Origin of the sequence: Ktedonospora formicarum (assembly GCF_016587355.1) — a bacterium.
GTDB classification, from domain to species: domain Bacteria; phylum Chloroflexota; class Ktedonobacteria; order Ktedonobacterales; family Ktedonobacteraceae; genus Ktedonobacter; species Ktedonobacter formicarum.
The window spans coordinates 888,455-911,027 of the sequence record NZ_BNJF01000004.1; the positions used below are offsets into that span (position 1 = coordinate 888,455).

General features: G+C 49.5%; 21 protein-coding genes and 2 pseudogenes. 11 read left to right on the forward strand and 12 right to left on the reverse strand.

The window, feature by feature from the left end; genetic code table 11:
• Positions 1 to 3 precede the first annotated feature (3 nt).
• The 3 genes and pseudogenes from K3T82_RS35615 to gvpA form a co-directional block, all read right to left on the reverse strand.
• A pseudogene (locus K3T82_RS35615) lies at positions 4 to 2,120 on the reverse strand (CDC48 family AAA ATPase).
• 1 nt (position 2,121) lies between these two features.
• A complete protein-coding gene (locus tag K3T82_RS35620; RefSeq protein ID WP_220198227.1) occupies positions 2,122 to 2,910 on the reverse strand; it encodes an Hsp20/alpha crystallin family protein in 789 nt (262 codons plus the stop codon).
• 201 nt (positions 2,911 to 3,111) lie between these two features.
• Positions 3,112 to 3,327, reverse strand: a complete 216-nt coding sequence (gene gvpA, locus K3T82_RS35625; RefSeq protein WP_201392536.1) for a gas vesicle structural protein GvpA — start codon at positions 3,325 to 3,327, stop codon at positions 3,112 to 3,114.
• Between the two features lie 392 nt (positions 3,328 to 3,719).
• On the opposite strand from gvpA, the gene K3T82_RS35630 reads away from it, so the two are divergent.
• The 7 genes and pseudogenes from K3T82_RS35630 to K3T82_RS35655 all read left to right on the forward strand — a co-directional run bounded on the left by K3T82_RS35630 (position 3,720) and on the right by K3T82_RS35655 (position 6,739).
• The gene (locus tag K3T82_RS35630; RefSeq protein WP_220198228.1) at positions 3,720 to 3,986 is read left to right on the forward strand and encodes a hypothetical protein; all 267 of its coding nucleotides are present in this window, start codon (positions 3,720 to 3,722) and stop codon (positions 3,984 to 3,986) included.
• A 13-nt stretch (positions 3,987 to 3,999) separates the two neighbouring features.
• Positions 4,000 to 4,809, forward strand: coding sequence for a GvpL/GvpF family gas vesicle protein (locus tag K3T82_RS35635; RefSeq protein WP_220198229.1), 810 nt, complete (start codon positions 4,000 to 4,002; stop codon positions 4,807 to 4,809).
• Between the two features lie 9 nt (positions 4,810 to 4,818).
• Positions 4,819 to 4,974 (forward strand): annotated as a pseudogene (gene gvpJ, locus K3T82_RS50415) (gas vesicle protein GvpJ); the annotation flags it as partial.
• 258 nt (positions 4,975 to 5,232) lie between these two features.
• Positions 5,233 to 5,547, forward strand: coding sequence for a gas vesicle protein K (locus K3T82_RS50420; RefSeq protein WP_420799381.1), 315 nt, complete (start codon positions 5,233 to 5,235; stop codon positions 5,545 to 5,547).
• Positions 5,548 to 5,632: 85 nt separating this feature from the next.
• A complete protein-coding gene (locus K3T82_RS35645; protein ID WP_420799374.1) occupies positions 5,633 to 5,914 on the forward strand; it encodes a gas vesicle protein in 282 nt (93 codons plus the stop codon).
• A gap of 73 nt (positions 5,915 to 5,987) precedes the next feature.
• The gene (locus K3T82_RS35650; RefSeq protein WP_220198232.1) at positions 5,988 to 6,239 is read left to right on the forward strand and encodes a hypothetical protein; all 252 of its coding nucleotides are present in this window, start codon (positions 5,988 to 5,990) and stop codon (positions 6,237 to 6,239) included.
• Between the two features lie 146 nt (positions 6,240 to 6,385).
• Positions 6,386 to 6,739, forward strand: a complete 354-nt coding sequence (locus K3T82_RS35655) for a hypothetical protein (protein ID WP_220198233.1) — start codon at positions 6,386 to 6,388, stop codon at positions 6,737 to 6,739.
• Between the two features lie 360 nt (positions 6,740 to 7,099).
• Here K3T82_RS35655 and K3T82_RS35660 read toward each other — a convergent pair whose 3' ends face one another.
• From K3T82_RS35660 to K3T82_RS35680, 5 genes are all read right to left on the reverse strand, one after another.
• Positions 7,100 to 7,825 carry a VC0807 family protein gene (locus K3T82_RS35660; protein ID WP_220198234.1) on the reverse strand — a complete coding sequence of 242 codons (726 nt, stop codon included), beginning with the start codon at positions 7,823 to 7,825 and terminating at the stop codon, positions 7,100 to 7,102.
• A 241-nt stretch (positions 7,826 to 8,066) separates the two neighbouring features.
• Positions 8,067 to 11,258, reverse strand: coding sequence for a winged helix-turn-helix domain-containing protein (locus tag K3T82_RS35665; protein ID WP_220198235.1), 3,192 nt, complete (start codon positions 11,256 to 11,258; stop codon positions 8,067 to 8,069).
• A 360-nt stretch (positions 11,259 to 11,618) separates the two neighbouring features.
• Positions 11,619 to 12,803, reverse strand: a complete 1,185-nt coding sequence (locus K3T82_RS35670; protein ID WP_220194322.1) for an ISKra4 family transposase — start codon at positions 12,801 to 12,803, stop codon at positions 11,619 to 11,621.
• Between the two features lie 10 nt (positions 12,804 to 12,813).
• A complete protein-coding gene (locus K3T82_RS35675) occupies positions 12,814 to 13,170 on the reverse strand; it encodes a hypothetical protein (RefSeq protein WP_220194323.1) in 357 nt (118 codons plus the stop codon).
• 247 nt (positions 13,171 to 13,417) lie between these two features.
• The gene (locus tag K3T82_RS35680; RefSeq protein WP_220198236.1) at positions 13,418 to 13,561 is read right to left on the reverse strand and encodes a hypothetical protein; all 144 of its coding nucleotides are present in this window, start codon (positions 13,559 to 13,561) and stop codon (positions 13,418 to 13,420) included.
• 59 nt (positions 13,562 to 13,620) lie between these two features.
• Here K3T82_RS35680 and abc-f point away from each other — a divergent pair, with 59 nt between their 5' ends.
• The 3 genes from abc-f to K3T82_RS35695 all read left to right on the forward strand — a co-directional run bounded on the left by abc-f (position 13,621) and on the right by K3T82_RS35695 (position 16,323).
• Positions 13,621 to 15,324 (forward strand): ribosomal protection-like ABC-F family protein, encoded by a 1,704-nt coding sequence (gene abc-f, locus K3T82_RS35685; protein WP_220198237.1) that lies wholly within the window; start codon positions 13,621 to 13,623, stop codon positions 15,322 to 15,324.
• A gap of 81 nt (positions 15,325 to 15,405) precedes the next feature.
• Positions 15,406 to 15,555: a hypothetical protein gene (locus K3T82_RS35690; RefSeq protein WP_220198238.1), complete on the forward strand. Its 150-nt coding sequence runs from the start codon at positions 15,406 to 15,408 to the stop codon at positions 15,553 to 15,555.
• A gap of 327 nt (positions 15,556 to 15,882) precedes the next feature.
• Positions 15,883 to 16,323, forward strand: coding sequence for a TIGR03667 family PPOX class F420-dependent oxidoreductase (locus K3T82_RS35695; RefSeq protein ID WP_220198239.1), 441 nt, complete (start codon positions 15,883 to 15,885; stop codon positions 16,321 to 16,323).
• Positions 16,324 to 16,887: 564 nt separating this feature from the next.
• Here K3T82_RS35695 and K3T82_RS35700 read toward each other — a convergent pair.
• Positions 16,888 to 18,045, reverse strand: a complete 1,158-nt coding sequence (locus tag K3T82_RS35700) for a GDSL-type esterase/lipase family protein (RefSeq protein WP_220198240.1) — start codon at positions 18,043 to 18,045, stop codon at positions 16,888 to 16,890.
• Positions 18,046 to 18,616: 571 nt separating this feature from the next.
• Between K3T82_RS35700 and K3T82_RS35705 the strand changes: the two genes are divergently transcribed.
• Positions 18,617 to 19,195 carry a hypothetical protein gene (locus K3T82_RS35705; protein WP_220198241.1) on the forward strand — a complete coding sequence of 193 codons (579 nt, stop codon included), beginning with the start codon at positions 18,617 to 18,619 and terminating at the stop codon, positions 19,193 to 19,195.
• Positions 19,196 to 19,421: 226 nt separating this feature from the next.
• Here K3T82_RS35705 and K3T82_RS35710 read toward each other — a convergent pair whose 3' ends face one another.
• The 3 genes from K3T82_RS35710 to K3T82_RS35720 form a co-directional block, all read right to left on the reverse strand.
• Positions 19,422 to 20,426: an MBL fold metallo-hydrolase gene (locus K3T82_RS35710; protein ID WP_220198242.1), complete on the reverse strand. Its 1,005-nt coding sequence runs from the start codon at positions 20,424 to 20,426 to the stop codon at positions 19,422 to 19,424.
• A 126-nt stretch (positions 20,427 to 20,552) separates the two neighbouring features.
• Positions 20,553 to 21,965, reverse strand: coding sequence for an MFS transporter (locus K3T82_RS35715; protein ID WP_220198243.1), 1,413 nt, complete (start codon positions 21,963 to 21,965; stop codon positions 20,553 to 20,555).
• A gap of 149 nt (positions 21,966 to 22,114) precedes the next feature.
• Entirely contained in the window at positions 22,115 to 22,561 is a 447-nt protein-coding gene (locus K3T82_RS35720; RefSeq protein WP_220198244.1) for a MaoC/PaaZ C-terminal domain-containing protein, read from the reverse strand.
• Positions 22,562 to 22,573 lie beyond the last annotated feature (12 nt).

The following is a 22,573-nucleotide window of genomic DNA, read 5'->3' on the forward strand; positions in this document are numbered from 1 at the left end:
TCCTTAAAGGTGCGTTATCGTGCCTTGCATTGCCTCACTAAAGTGTCTCTTTTCAATAGTGAATTTCTCTAAATCTTCTTCTTTGCTATCTAGGAACTCCCGTATTGCCAGAAGACTTGCTTTCTGGCAATACGAGGCAATCTCTGCCCCGACTATATTCTCAGTTTCCATAGCCAGGCTTCGTGGTGTGACCCCTTTCCCTAAGGGTTTCCCTCGTGTATGAACCTTAAAGATCTCCTCCCGCGCTTTCAAATCAGGTTTTGGCATTTCAATCACAAAATCAAACCGTCCCGGTCTCAACATGGCTGGATCTATCAAATCGTGTCGGTTGGTGCTTGCTAACACCAGCACCCCTTCAACTCTTCAATTCCATCCATTTCGGTTAAGAACTGGGCAACTACTCGCTCGGTTACCTGTTCACCTGCCATTTTTCCTCGCTGGGGAATGAGAGTTTCAATTTCGTCAAAAAACAAAATACAGGGAGCTGCCAGCCTAGCCTTTTTAAATACTTCACGAATGCTTCGCTCGCTTTCACCAATATATTTTGAAAGCAATTCTGGGCCGGAGACCGCGATAAAATTGACTTCCGCCTCTTTGGCAATCGCCTTGGCCATCAGTGTCTTTCCCGTTCCCGGTTCACCGGTTAAGAGAATCCCCTTGGCTGGCCTGGTATTTGCCCTGGTATATATGTCAGGATGATACAAGGGGTCTTTGACCGTCTCTTTCAGTATTTGCTTGACTTCACCCAATCCGCCTATATCGGCAAAATCTATTTCGGGTATCTCCGTAAAGAACTCACGAATGGCAGATGGCTCGATCTCACGTAACGCATTGAGAAAATCGTCCATGCATACCTCAAGAGCAAGAATGTCCTTTTCTGGTACTACTTTCCGTTCAAAATCTATATTAGGCATCAACCTGCGAATTGCATGCATTGCTGCTTCACGCGCTAAAGCTGCAAGATCGGCTCCCACGAAACCATGCGTGAGAAACGCTAACCGTTCAAGATCAACATCATCGGCTAATGGAATGCCTCTGGTGTGAATCATGAGAATTTCTCGCCGTCCATTTTTATCTGGGATTGAAATAACAATTTCTCGATCAAAGCGACCAGGGCGACGAAGAGCTGGGTCAAGCATGTCAGGTAAATTCGTTGCACCGATAATGATGATTTGCCCCCGTTCCTCCAGACCGTCCATTAAGGCCAACAATTGAGCCACCACTCTGCGCTCAACCTGTTTTTCCTCTCCCAGGCCTTCTCTTTTGGGCGCGATCGCATCCAACTCATCCAAAAACAAGATGGCTGGGGCGCTGTTTTTGGCCTTCTCAAAGACACTGCGCAGGTGTGCTTCGGACTCACCGTAGAACTTATGGATAATCTCCGGGCCAGAAAGCTGCAAGAAGGTGGCATCGGTTTCATTGGCGATCACCTTGGCAATCAATGTCTTGCCGCAGCCAGGCGGACCATGCAAAAGAACTCCTTTGGGGGGCTCAACGCCTAAGCGTGCAAAAATATCAGGAAAACGCAACGGGAGCTCTATCATCTCTCGAATGCGCTGTGTCTGATTGCCAAGGCCCCCGATATCTTCGTACGTCAGCCGTGCCTCTACTGCCTTTCCCTCACCTGTGATAGCGATGGTGGTTCGTGGAGTGATCATCACAGCTCCGGCGGGCCGGGTATCCTGCACGCGGAAATCCTGCTTCTTCGAGCCTAAAAAAGTTGTTTGAACCCTATCCCCGGCAACCACTGGAATAGCGGTAAGTTGTCTGGAAAGGTAAGCTGCGTCTGTCGTCGTTCTATCAAGTAAAGTCAAAGGAGAGAGGGTCACTTTTTCTGCTTCCGTGATAGTGGTCATGGCAAGCTTCACCTGTTCGGTAATCCCTGCTTGCGCGTTTTCCCTGATGATACCATCTACCTGGACAATACCACGCCCCCGTAACTCAGGAAAGGTTGGCATGATCTTAACAACTGTTTCCCGTTTGCCTTTAAGGCTCACAATCTCCCCTGCGTCGCTAATGCCCAATTTCTCCATCACTTCTGGATCTATTCGGGCAATGCCACGCCCCACATCCCGCGGATTTGCTTCGACTACCTTGAGTTGAACTGCCGTCTCGGGCATGTTATCCTTTACTCATCCTTATCTCTAAAACGCCGTTTCGATATTTGCTGGTTAGGGTGCTGGCATCGACTCCTTCAGGTAAGATCACCTCTCGTGCATACTTGCGTCCCCTGCCAGCAGCAGAGAGCACAAGGATGTCTCCTTTGACCTCTGTGTGAATTTGCTTTCCCTCCACACCAGGCAATTCGATGATGATTAAAATGTGGTCTTTTTCATCAAAAACATCAGCTAAAGGCTGAATCTCCTCCTCCACAACCGAGCCATGGGCTGTCTTTTTCACATTGCCGAATGGTTCCACAACTGGCTTGCCACCAATACCCTGTTTGACAGAGAAGCCGTATACACCTTTGATACGCCCAGAAGGGCTGGTAAATGCTCCTTCGCGTTTCGCTTCCCCCTTCCCTTCTTGCTCCAATTTGGAGACAAAATCGACCAGACTCCCGAGCCCTTGAAAAATGTCGTTGACCGTGAGTTTCCCCAGACCAAAATCAACTTCTAGTTTCTTCTTTTGATCTTCGTCTTTTTCTGATGGACTGCTCTCGTCCTCCGTTTGCTTTCTCTCCAACTCCTCTTTAAGTTGGGGAACCTCGCGGTTCATCGCCTTGGTGATTTCGGCGAGCCTCTCCTCTATCTGAGTTGTCTGCTGTGTAAATTGCTCAAGCTGCTTTTCAAGAACGCCTTTTTCAACATTTAGTTGACGTTGCTCCGAAGTCTTCTCGGTTCCACTATCACGGCTTGAAAAAGCCTCGATAAGATCTTTGATACCAAGACCCTTTTTGATATCACTCATCCCCTTCGGTCTCTTCATAGTTTCATCTTTCTCTTCCTGTGAATTCAGAAGAACATCTCTCTTCTTCCTACCGTGAAGTAGGGAACCAACAGAGTATCCCTTACCAAGAGGTGCGTACATTCTCAGTCAGGGGATAGACATGGTTGCTAGAGATGTGATCGTGGAACATTACCAGGATGCCTTCAAATGCTTTCTCACCCTTTAGGCGGGAGCAGCAGTAGCAGTGAGTCCAATAGCTTCAGCATACTTGAGATATGTCTCCACAGAAGCGACGACCGCTCTGGCTTCAATCGATATCACCTCGATGCCTACGAGAGAGACCCTGATCCAGGCATCAATGACGATCCCTTTATCAAGAATGCGGTCAATTACTTCAGCAATGCTACCGGATGCTGGTGCTGCTTTTTCTACGGGCATGGTTATTTACCTCCTCAGGCTTATTAAATGGGATTCCTTTTTGCTTCATATCGTGATCTTAGCCAGCCCAGCTGTTAAAAATTTTGCACTTAGAAGCAATTGTTATTAATCCCCAAAAATGCTCATCCGTTGTGTTTTCTCTCTATTTTATCTACACGTTCATTATTTGTAATGAGTTACGATTACAACAGGCCATAAATAATTGATGAGATAACTGATGAGTATCGCGATTATATTAACAATCGTGTGATTATATAGACGAAGCCAACCACACATTGATGATCTTTAAAGCCTGCTTACCGCTCCTAATGGAGCTGGTCAATGCATGTTGGAGATATTCGAAGCATTTTTCTTGCTGGCGGCAGCTTCAAGACGTTGGAAGGAGAGAGTAATTGAGCATCAACACAATTAGAGAGAGAACCAAGAAATTCTTGAGAGAAGCTCTGGATATCAAAGAGCTTGGAGGGGAGATCAAAATCATTGGTCTTGATAAGGCCGAGGATGGTTGGGTTGCCCAGGTCGAAGCGGCAGAAAGAAATGCTGCTCTGCCAGGTCACGCGGTTTTTGAAAAAAAGTATTACATTGTCAAACTGAATAGTGAACTTGAAGTTTTCTCCTTTAAGCAAGTGAAAAGCATTGGAGAGCAGGAGGAAGAATAGAAAGGCTCAAAGTATGCTTTCTCACTATGGACTCTATGCCTATGGGTTGGTAAACAAAGAACCTGAGCACCTAGATATTTTAGGGATAGATAATCAAAGCAAAGTCTACCCCGTGTCAGAAAACGATATGTACGTAATGGTGAGTAAGATCGATATTGATGCGTTTCAAAATCGAATTAAAGGCCTGGTTTCTGAATTGACGAACACCAAGGATACTATTCAGCAGGGGGCTGCGGAACTGTTACAAGCTCACGAACACGTCATTGATACGCTCATGCAGAATACTACCGTTATTCCCTTAAAATTCGGTACTATTTTGAAAGATGAAAAAGCTGCCTCACAGATGCTTCAGGATCAGAAGGAGCATTTTCAAAATCTCCTCGCTAAATTTACGGGCAAGGTGGAATGGGGCGTGAAGGTCTATGCCAATAAGCAAGCTTTGATGAAGCATCTTATGCAGAATGACCCCAAGTTCATCGGCTTACAAGAGCAACGAGCAAAATTATCACGAGGGGCCGCCTATCTCTTTGACAAAAAAATGGAAGCAGAAGTGAAGAATGCCATCGCAACTCAATTTGCCCATATCACTGAAAGCATTTTTCATGCATTTGAAAGTGATGCATTTGAGGCGAAGTTGAATAATATACTGCCACAAAAAATGACAGGAAAAACGCAAGAGATGATACTTAATGCAGCCTATTTAATTGAAAGGGGGAGAGAAACTTCTTTTCGTCAACAAGGGAAGCAGTTTGTTGATGAGTATAATTTCATAGAATTAGATCTAGAATTTTCTGGACCTTGGCCTCCCTATAATTTTACGTAGAGATACTCTATGAACAATCAGGAGAGCCAAAATAACGAACAGCTACTCAGGAGTCAACATTTTACTCTTTTAGAACTTTTGGACAGGCTTCTTGATAAAGGAGCGATGGTAAAAGGAGAAATTCTGCTCTCCGTAGCTGATATTGATCTTGTTTACCTGAACTTAGGACTCTTACTCTCCTCGGTAAAAACCATTGAGAACGCTGCCAGAAGAAGTAGTCATGGAGAGCCAGACTGGCTTACTCCCCAACCTCCTTCCCAGGGAGGGCTTTTGGATGAGGGCCTCGTGAGAGAGGAGGAAAAGGAGGCTCCACCTGCACCTCTGTCTGAAGAAAAGAGCCAGGGGAGCAGTGATACAGGTGATGAAGAAGCCACAGCATCTTTAGAAAAAGAAGAGGGGCAGAATAAAGATGATGAAGAAGCCATAGTAAGAGCTCTACCTTCAACCAGTGGCCCGATTACGGACCAAACAGCAAAGCCAAAAGCGAATATCGATCCTAAAAACGTAGAAAAAGGCCTGGCTAAACTCGTATTAACGCTGGTTGACCTCATACGCAAGCTGATGGAGAAACAGGCCATCCGCCGCATAGAGGATGATCAGTTAAGCAGCGATGAAATCGAAAAAGTAGGAAATGCTTTTCTCCTCTTGGAGGAGAAAATGGAAGAGCTTAAAGAGACATTTGGTCTCACAGATGAGGATTTAAACTTAGATTTAGGTCCGCTAGGAGATCTTTTATGAGCACTGTTACCTGCTTGATACATCGCGACTTCGAGAACAAAAAGGAGGATATTTTCGGAGAGAGCAAGCTAGAGTTAGGAAAGAGATGAGGTCGTCTATGCCAGAACAAATGAGCAGTGTCCAAACGGCGAATTTAGCTGATCTCCTGGATCGAATTCTTGATAAAGGAGTGGTGATCGTCGGAGACATCAAGATTAACTTGATAGATGTTGAGCTTTTGACAATCAAAATCAGGTTGTTGGTCGCCTCAGTGGATAAAGCAAAATCGATCGGTATTGATTGGTGGGAGCACGATCCATTTATCACTTCTGGTAAGAATAAGACGCGACTTGCGGCAAAAAATGGAGAGGAAGCCGAGGGGGGATGAGGCCACTCACATGTGGACTGACGGGCCACTATCTTTGCCACTCTTGTATATATTAGGAAGGAAAAGACAAACCATGGCAAAAACTTTCGACGTTTCATTCTCTGGTGAGCCAGAATCCGCTTTTCAACGTGCCAAACACGCCGCCGATGCAGCAGGAGCAACCCTAAGAGGTGATGAAAAGAGCGGCACCTTTTCAGGCAAAGGAGTTGAGGGCCGCTATGACGTAAGCGGTCAGACGGTTCATGTGACAATTACAAAAAAACCTGTTATTGTCTCTGATTCCGCTGTTGAGTCAAGACTTCGAGAATTCTTTGGGGAGCGCTAACTGTTTCATTTGGTGTATGCCATGCGCGGTAGTAGGAAAAGAAGAAGGAGAAGAAAGAGGGTATCTCTCACCTCGAGTTGTTACCCTCTCTATTCTCCCATATACACTTTCCTGGGAAGCGTTGATGATAGTAGAGGGAGAAGTCGATGCGCATAAACATTACAATACCTGCATTTGCGTTAAAAGAGATCAATGTCGACGTGGGTAAACTCTTAAAATGCATACGTTTTGATGTACTGAATGATCGTATTGTTATAAAAGCCTTGGCATTGGGGAAATTCGAGATAACGATGAAATTTCGCCCTTCCGCAGAGAACGGCAAACTTGTTCTCCAGGACGCAGAGGTTGAGGGAGCACTCGGGCTTGCCCATATGTCTGAATCCTGGATTATGTCAAAAATTCAAAAAGCGCTTGAAGCAAACGCAGAAAAGATATTTATTCATGATATCTCCACTGCATCAGATAAAATCTACCTCTCATTCTCTCCACGTCAAAGTTAATCAGATCAGAGTTTTTTAGGCTGTGTCGTGAACCAGATCGAGCAGCGTTCACGCCCTCTGTATCCAAACTGCTTTGATGCTCCAACAGACGGCATTGACTCAGGTAGAGAAGCTTGCCATTGATTGTAAGTCCGTTGGCAACACTGATGAGAACGGTACTCCTTGGTGCGATGTCCCTTGAAGCGGATCAGTGGCATCCCGCAAGGACAGGTATCTGGCTGTTGAGAAGCAAAAAGCAGCGGGAAGCTCTCAGCCAACAACTCATGATACTCGGCTGGCAAGTTTTTGCAGAATTTCTGTAAACAAGATGGAGAAGAGAGGCCACCTTATTTGTCTGGTGGCCTCTTGTACCCAACATTGTTATGCGTCTGGGGCAGGAGAAACATTTTGTTGTACGAGCATGCTCTGCCGTATGGCTTCGCTTTTTTTACGGCCCGCCCGGCTGTAAAAAAATGTCCAGGTGGCGAGTATTCCAATAATTCCGTAGATGATAAATGGGGAAACAATCAGAAATTGTTCGGTACTCAGGGCAAAGACCAGATAGATACGTATCGCAGCCTCAAGCAGAAACCCGATGCCCCAAACCGTTGTCATCACGCGCATAGAAATGCGGAATCCTCTATACTGCCAGAGTGAATCAAACCAGGGAATATTCTTTGGGTGATTGCCTGTCGCAAAGTGACGAGAGAAGTAGAACATAAGAGGCCTGGAGAAAAGCAAGGTCACCAAGAATACCAGCCCAAATATGGCGGTAAAGAAAGACTCTCGTATCAGGTAAATCTTGGGACTACCTCCCAAGAGAGCAATGATAAGCGACGCGGTAATCCCGGCCAGGGAGATACCAGCAAGCACATCGATGCGTTTCCTACGGAGAATTCCCACGATGCTCTCAAGCAGAGGTGGCACGCCAGAAGCCACAAGCGCCAGAAGCTCCGAGGTATTGGTGTAGTTTGTCAGAAGTATGTAAATGATGAAAGGGAGTACTCCATTGATGAGAATGCTGCTTACCAGGCTCCATATAGTCGCTGTTCGGCTTGCTTTTTGTGGTGTTTCTGGCTGTGTTTGTAATGATGCCGTAATTTCCATAATATTTACTCCTTGAGATATCCTGGCTCTGGAATTTTTTTTTGCGAGCATCCTGCTCCTTACGCAGGGGAATTTTCGCTGTGACCTGCCTCAGCTCGCCAAATCACAGATGTCAATATGCCACCAGTATAAATTCATCATGGGGAGAAACCATCCACCAAAGGGAGGAACAAGGGGGGATTGTAAGCGATTCTCTTGATGCTCATAAAGGCAATCACTCATGCCTTTGGAGAGGAAGGCGCTAGAGCAGATTGAGTTTGCGAGCCTGGATCAATGCCTGCGTGCGACTCTTGACCCCTAGTTTGGCATAGATAGCCCTGGTATGCGATTTTACAGTGCTCGGCGCTATGACAAGTTGCCGGGCGATCTCTTGATTGGAGTGTCCCTCGTTGATGTGTTGCAATACTTCGCACTCACGCTCACTCAGTGGCTCAACCAGATCAGCTTGCTCACCTGATAACACACCCATTTGTTGTTCCCGTTTGCAGAGCAGAATCAATCGATTGAGATAGTTCGAAATTGGGGCTGGGTTTTCGGTGGTGCGTTGTTGGCGCAATTCGTCGTGTAAGCGATAGAGAATGGTGAGCAAGGGCGTACCTTCGCCCAGGAAAACGCGAAGATAGCCTCTCGGCTCCGCCAGGTTCAGAGCGCGAGTGATGGAAGAGAGCGCTTGCCCGGAATCGCCCTGAGCTTCTTTGAGCAATGCGCGCAGAACAAGCCACTGGATCAGGTTACCTGTTCTCCCTTGTTGCTCGGCAAGCAGCAGCTGTTTTTGCAGGAGTTGTTCCGCTTCCTGCCAGCGTTGGTAGGTAAGCAACAACTTTATATAGACCCGGTAATGATTATACTTCAATGAGATGAACTGACGTAGCACTAAGCGATCACTCTGTTCTGGGAGAACATATTCTTGTAACCAGGAATAGCCTGTAGCATCATCACCTAAATCATGCATCAATAGAGCATATTCACCCTTCACGGCTGGGAGAACCTCATTCCCTACCCATTTTTGCGAGAGAAATCCTGCAATCTCATCCAGGCACAGGCGCATAGCAACCATATCTTTCCTGATAAATTGGATACGAGCCAGCCCTAATTGCCCTAGAAGGAAGTGAACGTCGGAATCAGACTCTTTGAGACAATCAACCTCTTTGCACGCTGCGATAGCCAGCCTGAAATAGTGCTCCGCCGTTTCTAGGTTGTTACGTTCATACTCGATAGTGCCGAGGAAAGTGTAAGCGGTCCCCTGAGTAAGGAAGGCTTTCCCTTTCGCTAATTCTAGAATATTTTGGGAGATGCGTATCACATCATGCAACTGCCCCATCATCTCATAGAGCATCACCAGACGATACCCGATGCTGGTCATCCAGGTAACACTATTATCAGCGATGGAGGAGGCCATCGCCTCTTCCAGGGTAGTAGTCGCTTCAATCAGGTCGCCACGAAGAATAGAGACGGTGCTCAGATGTTGCACAATACGTGCGCGATGTGCCAAACCAGCCACGTGAGCAACCGCGCGGCGACACACAGCCTGGCTAAACACCGCTCCATCGGAACGCTCCATATTCAATACTCCATAGAGCGCGAGCATCTCAGCAATCCTGTTGGCTTGCTGTTCCTCGCCCCAACGCGAGCGAGGATAGAGCGTATCGACATGTGAGGTGATTGCCTGCTCCAGGAGTGCAACGTCCTCTATCTCAAGCGCAGGTAATGCGTGCTGCTGAACATATTCGCACATCATCTCAGCGACAACAGCGGCATGACCAGCATACCAGCGCCACCAACACACGTAGAGAAAGAGACGCAGGCGTGAAAAGACGATCGGGCGAGGCAGCATCGCCACCCAACTCATAACCATCTGAACGTTTCCGCGACTAATAAGTTCCACTCCAGACTCTTCTGCGATACTGGCGATGGTTTCCCAATCGCCAGCCGAGCGAGCATGGGTGACAGCCTCGACCAACATGCCTTGCTCTCGATACCAAAGGGATGCGCGCCGATGCAGTTCTGGTACTAGCGTGGTGGCACTCTGCTGCAAGCGTTGGCGCAACACATCGGCGAAGATCTGGTGATAGCGGTACCAGCTATAGGAATCGTCGAGAGGTGCGAGAAAGAGATTTGCCTGATAGAGCCGGTTCAGGATTCTCTCACTGTCTGGATAGCCACTGACGGCTTCGCAGAGTTTCCCTTCCAATTGTTCCAGAATAGAGGTACGCAAGAGAAATTGTTGCACCTCCTCCGGTAACTGTGCTAGCACTTCCTGTCCGAGATACTCTGCAATATAATCTCGACTCCCATTAATACTGCGCAAAATGTCGGGATGTCCACGCTGGTCACGCAATACAAGCGCCACCAATTGCAGCCCGGCAGCCCAACCTGCAGTGCGCTCTTCTAGAAGGGCAACCTCATCGGGTGAAAGCGCAATACCTTCCTGACGGGCAAATAAAGCGATCGTTTCCTCATTGTGAAAACGTAGATCGGTAGTTCGTAACTCTAGCAAGCGATTATAAACGCGGAGGCGGGCAAGCGGCAATGGTGGATCGTTGCGTGTGGAGATAATCAGATGGAGATGCGGCGGCAGATGTTCCAGTAGGAAGGTCATGCCTTTATGAATGTCTTCGGAGGAGATCACATGATAATCATCAAGGATCAGCACTACATGACCTGTTGCTTCCTGTCTCACGGGTTTGCCAGTGCCAAGCCGATTCAGCAGTAACGTCAACGCTGGCTTGATATCGGGCGTTTGCAGTGAACGAAGAGCGAGCAGCGCGTGCTCGCCAATACCTGGATACGGGGTATCTAGAGCAGTAAAGAAATATGACCAGAAGCGAGTGGGATCGTTATCAGCCTGGTCAAGTGAGAGCCAGGCAAAGGGTAGGGAGGTCTGTCGCAGCCAGCTACTTACAAGTGTACTTTTGCCAGATCCAGCCGAGGCACAAACCAACGTCACTGATCTCTCGATTGTCTTTTGCAACAGTGCAAACAGGCGAGTGCGCTCAACGAGGTACTGCGGTACAAATGGCATGCTCAATTTCGCTGCCAGTATCTGCTCTTCTGCTACACTACGCATCAACTGTGGTTGAGGACTGGTGACAGCCTTCTTTTTGGAAGTTTGTCTGCTATGAAATTGCTCTGCTATCTCCTCGAGCCTCCGCAGCGTCAGAGCTTCACTTTTGCCCAGATACTTCTTGAGCACCTGCTTTTGCACACGCTGATAAGCATACCAGTACCAGTCTCCTTGCTTGACCTGCTCTCTTCGTGCTGTATACGTACCGTTCTGGCCTTGAAAGGCAAATGAGTCTGCTTGCTCCAGCCATGTGCGCCATGCTGGCGAATCCATATCAAATGGAAGATCTGTCTTTGCGTGATTGTCAGACAACGTATATGTCTGATAGACAGTGGACCAAGCTAGTATATATGGCGCTACCTTTGGCATCTCCTTGCCCTTCTCTCGTGTTACCTAACGTGTTGTTACCTAACCAGGAGTATATCCACTTTCAGAAAAAGAAGCAAGCGCTTCTAACGCTGGGCAGAGCTCTTTCAAAGACTGCTCCCCACAAGCCACTCCGGCTCAGATTCAAGAAATCTTCTCCGATAGGTAGACTCTGGCAAGTGTTAAAAAGGCAATATCGTGCTTCAATGCACTGAGCCCAGGTGTAAAGAGAGAAAACCAGGCAGAGCAACTGTTTCCTCTCGTTCTCCTCGTCGACAATGAGCACACGTTGGAGCAGTAATTCATTCAGGCCGCTCGCGAGCAGTTCTTGTGGAACGTCCTGCCCTGGACAGTGGGTGTGATTCACATTTTTGCAAATCGGTTTGGAAGCGCCTTGCGAGAAAAGGTCATGCGTCCCCAGCGCTTTTGGCCTTCGGTTCTCCCTTTGTGGGGAGTCTGTTGCGCCTTCGCCTTTCCACGCGCCGACAGCAGCAAGATCTCGATAAGCTGTTCCTCCAGCACCTGTTCCAGTTGTGCTCGTCGCCGCTGGCTGCGCTGCACTCGTCGGGCATGATGCTCTTCTCTTTGTCGCTGATGTTGCTGGTCCCAGACTTCTTCCCAGCGGTGATTACACAGGGCATCGCGTAAAGCTAGCAGAGGATTCACGTTGGCGGGCTCCCAATGCATGCCTGCTCGTTTGAGCCGCGCCTGCATGACTCGCTTGTTGGCGCTTTCCACCATGCCTGAGCCAATGGGCCAGCCTTGGGTTTGGAACTCTTGATACTGCATCTGAGGAAGGCGCTTGCCAAAATAACGCACCGCATCGCTGACCGCAGGCAAGGGGCGGTGTTCTTGCCACCACGCCATATGCTTCATGATGCGCTCTGGCCCATGATGTTTGAGCTCATGAAGCATGGCTCTTAGCCAGCCTTTGGGCACATGCTGACCTGCCAATTCCCCTTGTTCGGCGATCCGACCCAGATACTCGGCTGCATGGGCAAAATCTAAAATCCGCACGGCATCGAAGCGATGCCCATCCACAAAGCCTTGAAGCCATTCGGCTCCATCTTGCACCGCACAGACCGCTGCGGCTCTCTCAATGCCTCGCCGTGTGATCTCCACTGATGCCAGGTCGGCAAAGGTGGTTGCATCTGCCAGCCGCGAAAAGCAGGAGTGGTTGATGGTTCGTTTGTCCGTCGCATCTTGATGGCGTGTGTGTGCAGGGAGGACCTCTGCAATGACCACCGTTTTGACTTCTGCCCAACATCCTCCTCGTAGGGGAACCATGGCTCCATCTCCACTCATTGCCAGACGGCAAGCCACAGGCTCTGTGCCTTCCCCGACCAGGGCGCAGGCCGCGCTGGCTTGCTCGGTTTGCATGACCAGGACTCTGGCTCCTGCTTGTAAGGTCTGCCGACGCACCAGCGAGTCGCTGACCTGGATCCCCAACAAGGCATGCAGTTCACTGGCCGCTTCCTCAAAAGGAAGACGGGCTCCCAACCGAACCAGGCTTTGATGGGCATGGGGCATCAAACCTGTTTGAGGCAAGTCCAAGAGCTCATCGAGGGGGAAAAAAGCTGTACCCACAATGAGGGCAGCTCTGATACTCACGAATCAGGGTGACTTCTTGTCCTCCTTGCGTTTGCAGTCGGCGCTCTCGCTTGCCACGCACTTGCATCCGTTTCCCACACTCTGGACAGGCCACCGGCTTACTCCGACCGGTTCCTTGGTCTGCTTGGTTGGCTTGAGCGAGATCCTCGATCATTCTCGCTCGTAGCTCGTTCATCTGTTGGTCAACCGCCTCCTCGATGTCGGCTAAGGTCGCTTGGGGATGGGCAAGCCGCCACTCTTGCATACTCTTGGCTACCTGCTGGCTTCTTTGCTCCCATTGCTGATCGTCCTCTTGCTGCTTCATACCCTCTCCTCTCTTTTCTCTCGCTTGTCTCCTCCTCAGTGTACCATCTTTGTCTTTTTGCAAAAATCTGAATTACACCCCTGGACAGTGGAGAGATTGACATCTCTGCAAGTTTGCTTTATACTTGAGCCAGAATGTATTTTTGATCCTCTACTTCTTCAGGAGCAGACCCTTTCACATGAGCCCAGTTCACTAGGTAAGACCCCATTTCGCCACAAAAATCTCGCGTAATACAACGCTGAGATGGCTACATCGCCTCTTTATTGACGATATCGCCTCTGACAATCACTGACTGCTTGCATATGGTGCTCATGTTTCCTGGAAGCGCGACATCCTCGTGTGCCCTTTCATCCCCTGGCGCTGTCAACAGCACCTCTACGGGTTCACCCATCACACTCGCCATCTAGCAGCCAGAAGAGGCCTCACCTTGCAAAAATGGGGTACATTACCATGCTTCTTACTGCACGCTCACTTACGAAGGCTTATGGAGCCAGCATTGTCCTACATGATGTCTCTTTTGTCTTGAACGCCTCCGACCGCATTGGCGTTGTTGGGCCAAATGGTGTGGGAAAATCAACGCTGCTCCGGATCCTCATGGGACAGGAAGAACCCGAGTCAGGCAAAGTCTCTCTCGCGCCCAATGTAGAGATTGGCTACCAACCACAGCAAGCATCCGATCATCTGCAGGGCAGTGGTACAAGTATTCAGGATCTGCTTCTGCAAGCAACCGGCAATCTACGCCAGCTTGAAAAACGCATGCACGAACTCGAAATGGCTATGGCTGTGGTCGATGCAGATCTTATTGAACCACTTCTGCACGAATATAGCCATATTTCTAGCAGGTTTGAGGATCTGGGTGGCTATAAAATTGAGTATAGAATAGATCAGGTCCTCTCAGGCCTCCATATCAATACCCTCTCAAGAGAACGACATGTGGAGACCCTTTCTGGTGGCGAACGCGCACGCGTCGGGCTCGCGGCCCTGTTATTGCGCTCTCCGGACGTGCTCCTGCTAGACGAGCCAACGAACCACCTCGACTTTGCTAGCATGGAATGGTTAGAAGCCTATCTCACCAACTATCGCGGCGCGCTCCTGATGGTCTCACACGATCGCCAGTTTCTGAACCGGGCCGTCAACCAGATTTTCGAGATCAATGAGCATGATCGAAGTTTGCACAGCTATACTGGCAACTATGATGCCTATGTTCAGGCGCAAGCTAACGCACGTGCCAAATGGGAGGCAGATTATGAACGGCAGCAGGAGGAAATACTCGAATTACGCAAGCGTATCAAAGATGCGGAACGCAATGTTGGGCATGCTCACCGAACAGCGCCACGTGATAATGACAAATTTGTTCGCTACTTTCTTGCCCAGGGTAAACAGAATGCAGTCTCAAACATTGTACGCACCGCTGAGGTTCAGCTCGAGCGAATCGAGGCCAATCTCATTTCTAAGCCCCCAAAATTGGTACGCGTCACATCGCAGTTCATTACCGATCCTCTCCGTTCGCAAGAAGTTATCACGCTGGCCAATGTTAGCAAGCAATTTGGTGAAAATAAACTCTTTCAAGATATCACCCATACCATCCAACCCGAAGCTCGTATCCTGCTCACAGGACCCAATGGAGCAGGCAAAACAACACTCTTCAAGATCATCATGGGACAGGAGCAACCCGATAGTGGTCAGATCCAGCTCGCTCCCGGAATACGCCTCGGCTACCTCTCCCAGGAAGCTGAAACTCTTGATCCAGACAAGACGGTACTCGAAGCTTATCGCCATCAACAAGTAGGCTCTGAAGGAGAGTTTATTGGGCGCTTGCTGGGGCATGGCCTGTTTCGCCTTGAAGATATACAGAAAAAAGTGCGCTCTCTCAGCCATGGGCAGAAACGTAAACTGGAGATCGCCTGCTTGATGGCGCAACATCCCAATGTACTGCTCCTCGACGAACCGACGAACTATATCAGCCTGGATGTGCTTGAGGCATTTGAAGAGGCCATCTTGCAATTTCCAGGGCCAGTCATCGCTATCTCGCACGACCGCTGGTTTATTCAGCGCTATGGCGGAGAGCTCTGGACGCTGGATCAGGGCCAACTCTCAATAAACACAGAGCGAGGCTCAGGGTACCTTCACGCCACATGGCAAGACGCCAATTAAAATCATCCCGAATTTGAAACGTCATGTGCTGTGAGCGCACCACTCCCAATGAGGTTGTCTTACAACCTCAGAAGAAACGCCATGCGTCACAGACGCACCACTCCGCATGAGGTCTACACGACCTCAGAAGATACCGTTGGCGAAACCTCAAGCGAGATCGCTAGCACAATGGATGCAAAGGCCGCGAAGCGCGATACCAGCGTTTTCGCGGCCTTTTTGCTTGCAAGGTGAGCATCGTAGCGAACCAAATTGAGAGCACTCAAATTATTTTGCGTACTTGTGGCCATCATCGCTATCCAGTATTGTTATACTACAGATTCATAGCCAGATGCGCAAGATGAAGATCATATCTCATCACATCATATCTATATGAGCATTAGGAAGGAAAAACAATGATCGCTTCTTCTCACCTGCTCTGGATTGTTCTTGCCGAGATGATGAGCCCGCTCTCCATACGTGGGGAGTTTCACTCAAAGAGGAGTTGGAATTACTCCCAACGAGATGTTCGCTCTTGCGCCACCGTGCGCAAGAGCAAGAAACGAGAAAGGATTGTAGAGAATGACTTTTCAATTTCCAGATGAGAGCACAATTTTTGGGAAAAATGTACGGCGCCGCATGCATGAAGAATATCTTCTATGGCTGACCACAGTGGACACACACGGGATGCCTCAGCCTGCGCCCACCTGGTTCTGGTGGGATGAGACGGCATCGGATTTTTTGGTCTATAATCTAACTCATGCCAAACGCCTGGATTTTGTACGCCGTAATTCCCAGGTAGCGCTGCATTTTAATGGCGACCGGACTGGCTCTGGGATCATCGTATTTACCGGACATGCCCAGATCAGCACCGCTGAGCCTCCTGCTGATCAACATCCGTTCTTTCTGGCGAAATATCAGCACTGGATGACCAGTAAGTTTGGCTCACCAGAACAGTTTGCTGCGGAGTATTCAGTGGCGTTGCGCATCTCTCCCATCAAGGTGCGAGGTTCATTTTTCTAAGATATGCATGCTCGAGAGAGAAGGGGCTATCTATGGAACAAGAGAGTCCAGAGTATGCGAGAGCGCAGGTTATCCCTGGAGTGAAAACAGACAATGGCCTCAGATGCTCTTGGAGGTGGCTATACACGCCGCCACCTCCTCCTCACTCCCGCCACTAATGCTAAACGAGAAAGTCCTGCTCATTCAGCTTTCGTATCAACAGGCACGAGAGCGGCTCCTTGCCTTGGGCAACACGAAAGGCGTGAAAACCTATTGATAAACTCAGAGAGAGGTCAGACCGCCTGACTCCGAAAGAGTTTACCAAAATGCACCAATGGACAATCAAGGCGAACCCGGCTATTCCGAACATGTCGCACGTATTGAACAGGAACCATAGGCTGCTCATTTTTCCATTCCCAGAGAACATGTAAAATACGTGAAAAGAGGAAGGGGAAGAGAGGTCCCCACTTTCGCGATTCCCCTCTTCCCCAAGGCCTACTCAGCGGTCTCCGCCCTCTACCATCGTCCGGCGGACTCGGCGGGGTACACACAGAATAAATATGGTACACACTCTCATACTTTTTCTCACGCCGATGGATCTTGGCTACCTGTGAGTGTACTAAGATCTACCGCTTGGGCCATCATGCGATACCCTTCATCATTGGGGTGTATTCCATCACCCGAATCATAGGCAGGATGGAGTACGGCTTCATCATCTGGGGAAGCTAGCGGCATCGCAAAATCGAAGACAGCATCAAACCAGCGGCTTCCTTCCTCACACATCCAGGCATTGACTCGCCGGCGCTGCTTCACTTGTGAAGGCAGATAGCCACCCGGTAAGATGGTCGTTCCGAATATTTTCTTGTAACGTGTTCGAGCCTGCGTAACAATCTGTTGGAGCCCCTCTATTACTCTGTCACCTGAAATACCAAAACGCAAATCATTCGCACCAATGTTGATGATCAGATCCGTCGCTCCTGACTGCTCCATCACATCCCAGGCAAAACGCTGGCTCCCCGCTTCCCCTAAAAGAAATGGCGGCATTTTCATCCCCCCCGCCTGAGGGATCTCTGAGGAGGTCAGCTGATTCCCACTCAGACCCGCATTAATGACCGACATAAAACGTGTGCCACCGGCATCTCTTAAACGACGAGCCAGTTCATCAGGCCAGCGCCTGTTCACATTGGGAGTCGAACCAGCCCCATCGGTAGTGGAGGAGCCAAAGGTAACCACAGCATTGAGGGGAATAGCGGGTAACACATCAACACCAGAGAGCAGCCACCAGGAGGTAGTTAACAGAGGATAGGCAAAAAACGCCGTTTCCGCTGGGACGGTGGTTGCATTCCCGATACCTGAGACATAACTTGTTTGCAATGCACCCCAATGAGCGGTGGTGCCCTCTCCCTGGGCCAGAAAAAAGGTGATCGCCAGGTCACTAAAAGCCTCTACTCGCAAGGGTACCGGATCACTGACCATTTCCTGGCCTGGTTCCAATCTGATTGTAGAGCGACCTTCAAAGGAGACATCACACTCTCCCAAGGAGAGAACTGCCCCTTGGAGTACCTTTCCCACGGAGATTGACGAAAGCGTCACAGCTTCTTCCCCATAGCGATTAGACAGGTGCAAACGAAGTTGCTCTCCACCCGCATGCAAGTGGAGGATCTGCCGCAACGTGCGACCGCTTAAATGAGCCGAGAACACACGGGATGGGGCCGCATACCAGGCTCTCACCCAGTTTTTCATATCACTTGTTTCTGGATACATATCAAACAGAAATTTTTTCCCAAACGACGAGCTTCTCCCACAGAGCATGCTCGATGAGGCAGCTCAAAAGAAAATAATTCATTTTGATCTGGGCGGCACCTTAGACACAAAACGCGACGAATTGCCAATCTCACACATCTCATACTTAGATACATCATAGGTGTCCAAGTAGTGCGTGATTGCAAGCGCAGTTCGTTTCTTTTCTCTTTATTGATGATCTTACAGGCCTCATATCCCTCATGCTAAAAATATTTTACGCGTCGAGACCATTTCGCGCTCCTTCCCCCACACAGGTCGAATTGTCATCTGGGGCAATTTCACTTCTTTTTTGGAAAACAAGCCTGCAAACTTGCCATTTCCCTCGAAAGGCGCAGAGCGCATGCCTTATACACTTCCTAGCTCTGCTATTCAAAAAATCATATCAATCATTTTTCATGTTTCGCTGATCCTGAAGATGCTGTTTGCTGTGATGTTGATCACAGCAACCTTCCATTCTAGCCTGTATACTCTATCGTATGTTTTGTAGCTGGATCAAAGGAGTATTTCAGGGGTGAAATGTTTTAATCATTATAATATGGACGCGGTGGGTTTATGTTCCCAATGTCAGAAAGCTGGATGCCGTTCCTGCCTGTCTGATGTCGGAGGATCACTACTCTGTGTCTCATGCCAACAATGGGCATGGCAGCAAGAACAGCAGCGTGCGTACCAGTCTCGGATGCAGGCTACGTTACAACAAGCAGAAACAGTTACAAAAGCCAAAAGAGCAATCAGAAATTCATGGATTTATACCATTCTGGTGACATTGTTGTGCGGAACTGTCCCTCTACTCGAACTGGCACGGACATATCCCCTTATTCTGCTTGGCTACCCAATATACGTCTATTGTATCTGGTCAACGTACTGGGTATGGAAACCAGTATATCAGGGATGGCGCAAGCTTCTCTCTGGGATGGGATGTTTTGTCTTTGGCTCGCCAATGTTTGTCGTTTTTTATCTGCTTTTATTTACTTTCTGGATTCCAGCCATGATTACCGGGATCTACGGTCCACTTGGTGGAGGATTCAAGGAATATGTAAAGCACCGCAAAATGGCTCGGAGTCAAGCGCCTCTATACCCAATCCAGTACTAGTTTTGCTTCGCGTCCACAGCCACATTCCCGCCTCCGTCCGAGTCAGTACCGGAGGCAACTTGAGCAATCAGTCGGGATCAAGAGGTGCGCTTGATCCCGAATACAAGCAAGTACTTCCACACCTGAACATTAAACGCCATGGCCATTGGGTCTATGGCAACCATAAGCCCTTTGATTTCTCGCTGCTCGTCGTGGGAAGCCTCTTTCGAATTTGTTACCAAGGCTTTTAGCCAGACTGTATAGCCTGATACGTAACTACTCCATTCCGCAGTTGCTTGCTGACCGCACCTTGATTCAAGAGGTATTCCAGGTGTGAAAGGGTTTCATCCATCGCTGACATGCGTTCAAACGGAGAAAGCTGTTGCCAGCCCTTCTCTGACCGTCTCCATACCAAACGACTCGCGACGCTATAGGCGGTCTGCTCTTCACCTGCCAGCGCTTTCATTATCGCGCCGAGTCGACGCTGGTGATGTTCCGCCAGGGCATCAACTCTTGCCGCGAGGCCAGTAAATGGCTGGCCGTGCCCTGGCAGTATGACCTGTACGGGAAGGTCTCGCACAGCTTGAAGTGAGCGAAGATAGTTGCTAAGAGGATCATCATCTTGCTGGCTTCCTCGTCCTATGTGCGGGCTAATATGTTCCAGTACATGATCGCTAGCTATCAAGATCTCGAATTGGGGATCATACAGGCAGGTAAGGCCTGGAGCGTGCCCCGGCGTCCATATTACTTCAAAGCAAAAGGGGTTCCACTCCAGCCGTTCGCCTCCCTCAAGCAATACATCTGGTTGGCAAACTGGAAGCCTCATACCCGTGCGCGCACCTCGGGCAGTGAGCGCCTCCAACTCGTCCAGTGGCATACCACATGTGCGCAACCACACTATCCACGCATCTCTCAAGGCCTGCATATCTTCGGCGCTTCGTCCAAAATAAGTCGCGTCGAGTCGGTGTATCAACAGGCGCGCGCCTGTTTCCTGAACCAGGCGCTCAGCCAATCCTATGTGGTCAGGGTGGTTGTGTGTCAAAAGAATTTCCTTGATATCTCCTATCCCCATACCAAGCGCTCGTAACTCATCGACCAGTATTGTATAGACTTCTGGCCTGTTCCACGCGCAATCGATGAGCCGGACACCACCATCTGGACTGGCTACGACATACATATTGACGCTCCCCAGCGATGCATTCAGCAGCGAAACGGGCAAGCGATACAATCCGGGCATAATCTCTTCTGGCATCAGTGCCTCTTCTTTCTCTTGCACACATGCTGGCAGTTTTCGTCCTATGAGACAAGCAACCAAGGACGCACCAAACAAAGATGACTCCAAGGTTGAAGCAGCCAACCTCGGAACCAGGGTATCCGTTTACGCCTCAGTTGGCGCGATGCCATCAGCATCCGTGCTGGGTTGAACACGACCCAGTCCCTCGGCTTGCTCTATAGTCCGCGCCGCCGCCCAGGAACGCACGGGACTCCAATAGCCAGAAAGCACGAAGATCGTTGGGAGAAAGACGACCAATCCTACGACACAAATCCACCACCATGTGGCCCACTGTGAGCCATCTAGCTGGTTTTTCACGACAAATGAGAAGCCCAGCGTGGAGAGCACAACAACCATACGCAGGATAAAGCCTTCAACAGCCATACCAGTAGCCACCAGGGCGGGGTTGATATCCTCAATAGTCTCTGTATACGCCGCCATCCAGGTCACATAGCCTATTGCCAGTGTAATACCAAACAGGCTCAGGAAGACCGCCATCAAACCCGCGTCAGTGGGCACACCTATTCGGCTGATGAAAAGGAACGTAACGACGATGGTCGTGAGACAGCCTAGCAGCATATATGGCTTGCGTACCAGTGTACGATCAGAGATAAAACCGATAACTATCGCTGCGACGACGTTGACGGCCCAGAAGATGCTGACCAGTCCATTCGCCTGATCTACCGGGAATTTGAAGATACTGTTCAAGTAGAGTGGGAAGAATCCTACCGCCGCGAAGTACATAAGCAAGTAGAGGCTGATGCCAACAGCACTGATGATCAGCCGTGAATTGAGCATCTGCCGCCAGGGATGCTCAGTTGCCTTGGCGACATCGATGGAAGCGGCGCGGCTCTCCAGCAGAGCCCTTTCTTCCGTGGAGTTCACCATCTGGCTACGCAGACCTGGCGAGAGTTCGCGCATACAAAAGAAGCACAGCACAAAGACAGCCAACCCTATGATTCCAGAAATGACGTACTGCGATTGCCATGAGTCGTTGAAAGAAGCCAAAGTACCACTGGCTACCGATGTCGCCAGAACGCTCCCACCCACCGGGCCAACGGTCCAGAACCCCATAGCCAGTGCGCGCCCAAAGCGTGGCGAGAAATCTCGCACCAGCGCGGGCGTGACAACAAGAATAACGCCCTCAATAAAGCCTAAGATGATAATTAATGAAAAAAACGTCCAGATCGAATTGATCAACGCGACAATCAGCGTGCCAAGCCCTGTGACAAGCAAGCCATAGACGATGAGATTGCTACGCCCAATTCGATCTGACAGGCTACCAAAAATCGCCGAGATGGCTCCAATGAGATTACTACAGAGCAAGATAAGGGAATAACTCGATACAGTGAGGCCGAAAGAATGCAAGACCAGAGGCGCGACTGAAGGGAGCACATACGATTCGTAGTAGAGCATAATAGTGGCAATGACGGCCAGTGCGAGATACCAGATACGCAGACCATTACTGGGATAGTGCTCCAGGCTACGGTGCCTGAAACTGGTTTGCAGGGTACTCATCTAGATCCTCCTTGGATACTCGTTATCTGCTAGTACAACAATGTCCTAACGTGTCCATAAAACGAGCCTAAGAGAGCCACCAGCAAATTGAATGCTATACTCTCTGGCTGAGAGCACTGTATCGCAGTGCTCTCAGCCAGAGCAACATATCAGGTATGACGTTTCGGTAACGCTGCGGTAAAGGTGCCTATGACTTTAACGTCGCCACGTTGGTCAGCAGCCTGGACGGCTCCAGAAATGCGGGTCTCGCCCTCAACCTCGGATTTCTCGGTAATCGTGCCTGAGCATGTAATCACATCGCCCAGACGCGTCATGCCCTTGAAACGCACGCCGAACTTGCGCAACGCCAGCGGACCAACAGCATCACTCAGCATTTGCCCTACCAAACCCATGATGAGCATACCATGCGCGATAATGCCGCCAGTTCCGATCATTTCGCCAACTTTAGGATCGGTGTGCAAAGGATTGAAATCACCCGATGCACCCGCGTAGCGCACGAGTTGCAGATGAGTGACAGGTTTTGTTGTCAGTGCTGGAAGGGCATCTCCTACGCTGACATCTTCGGCATACAACGCCGAACGATTGTGTGTTGTCATTTGCTCCGCTCC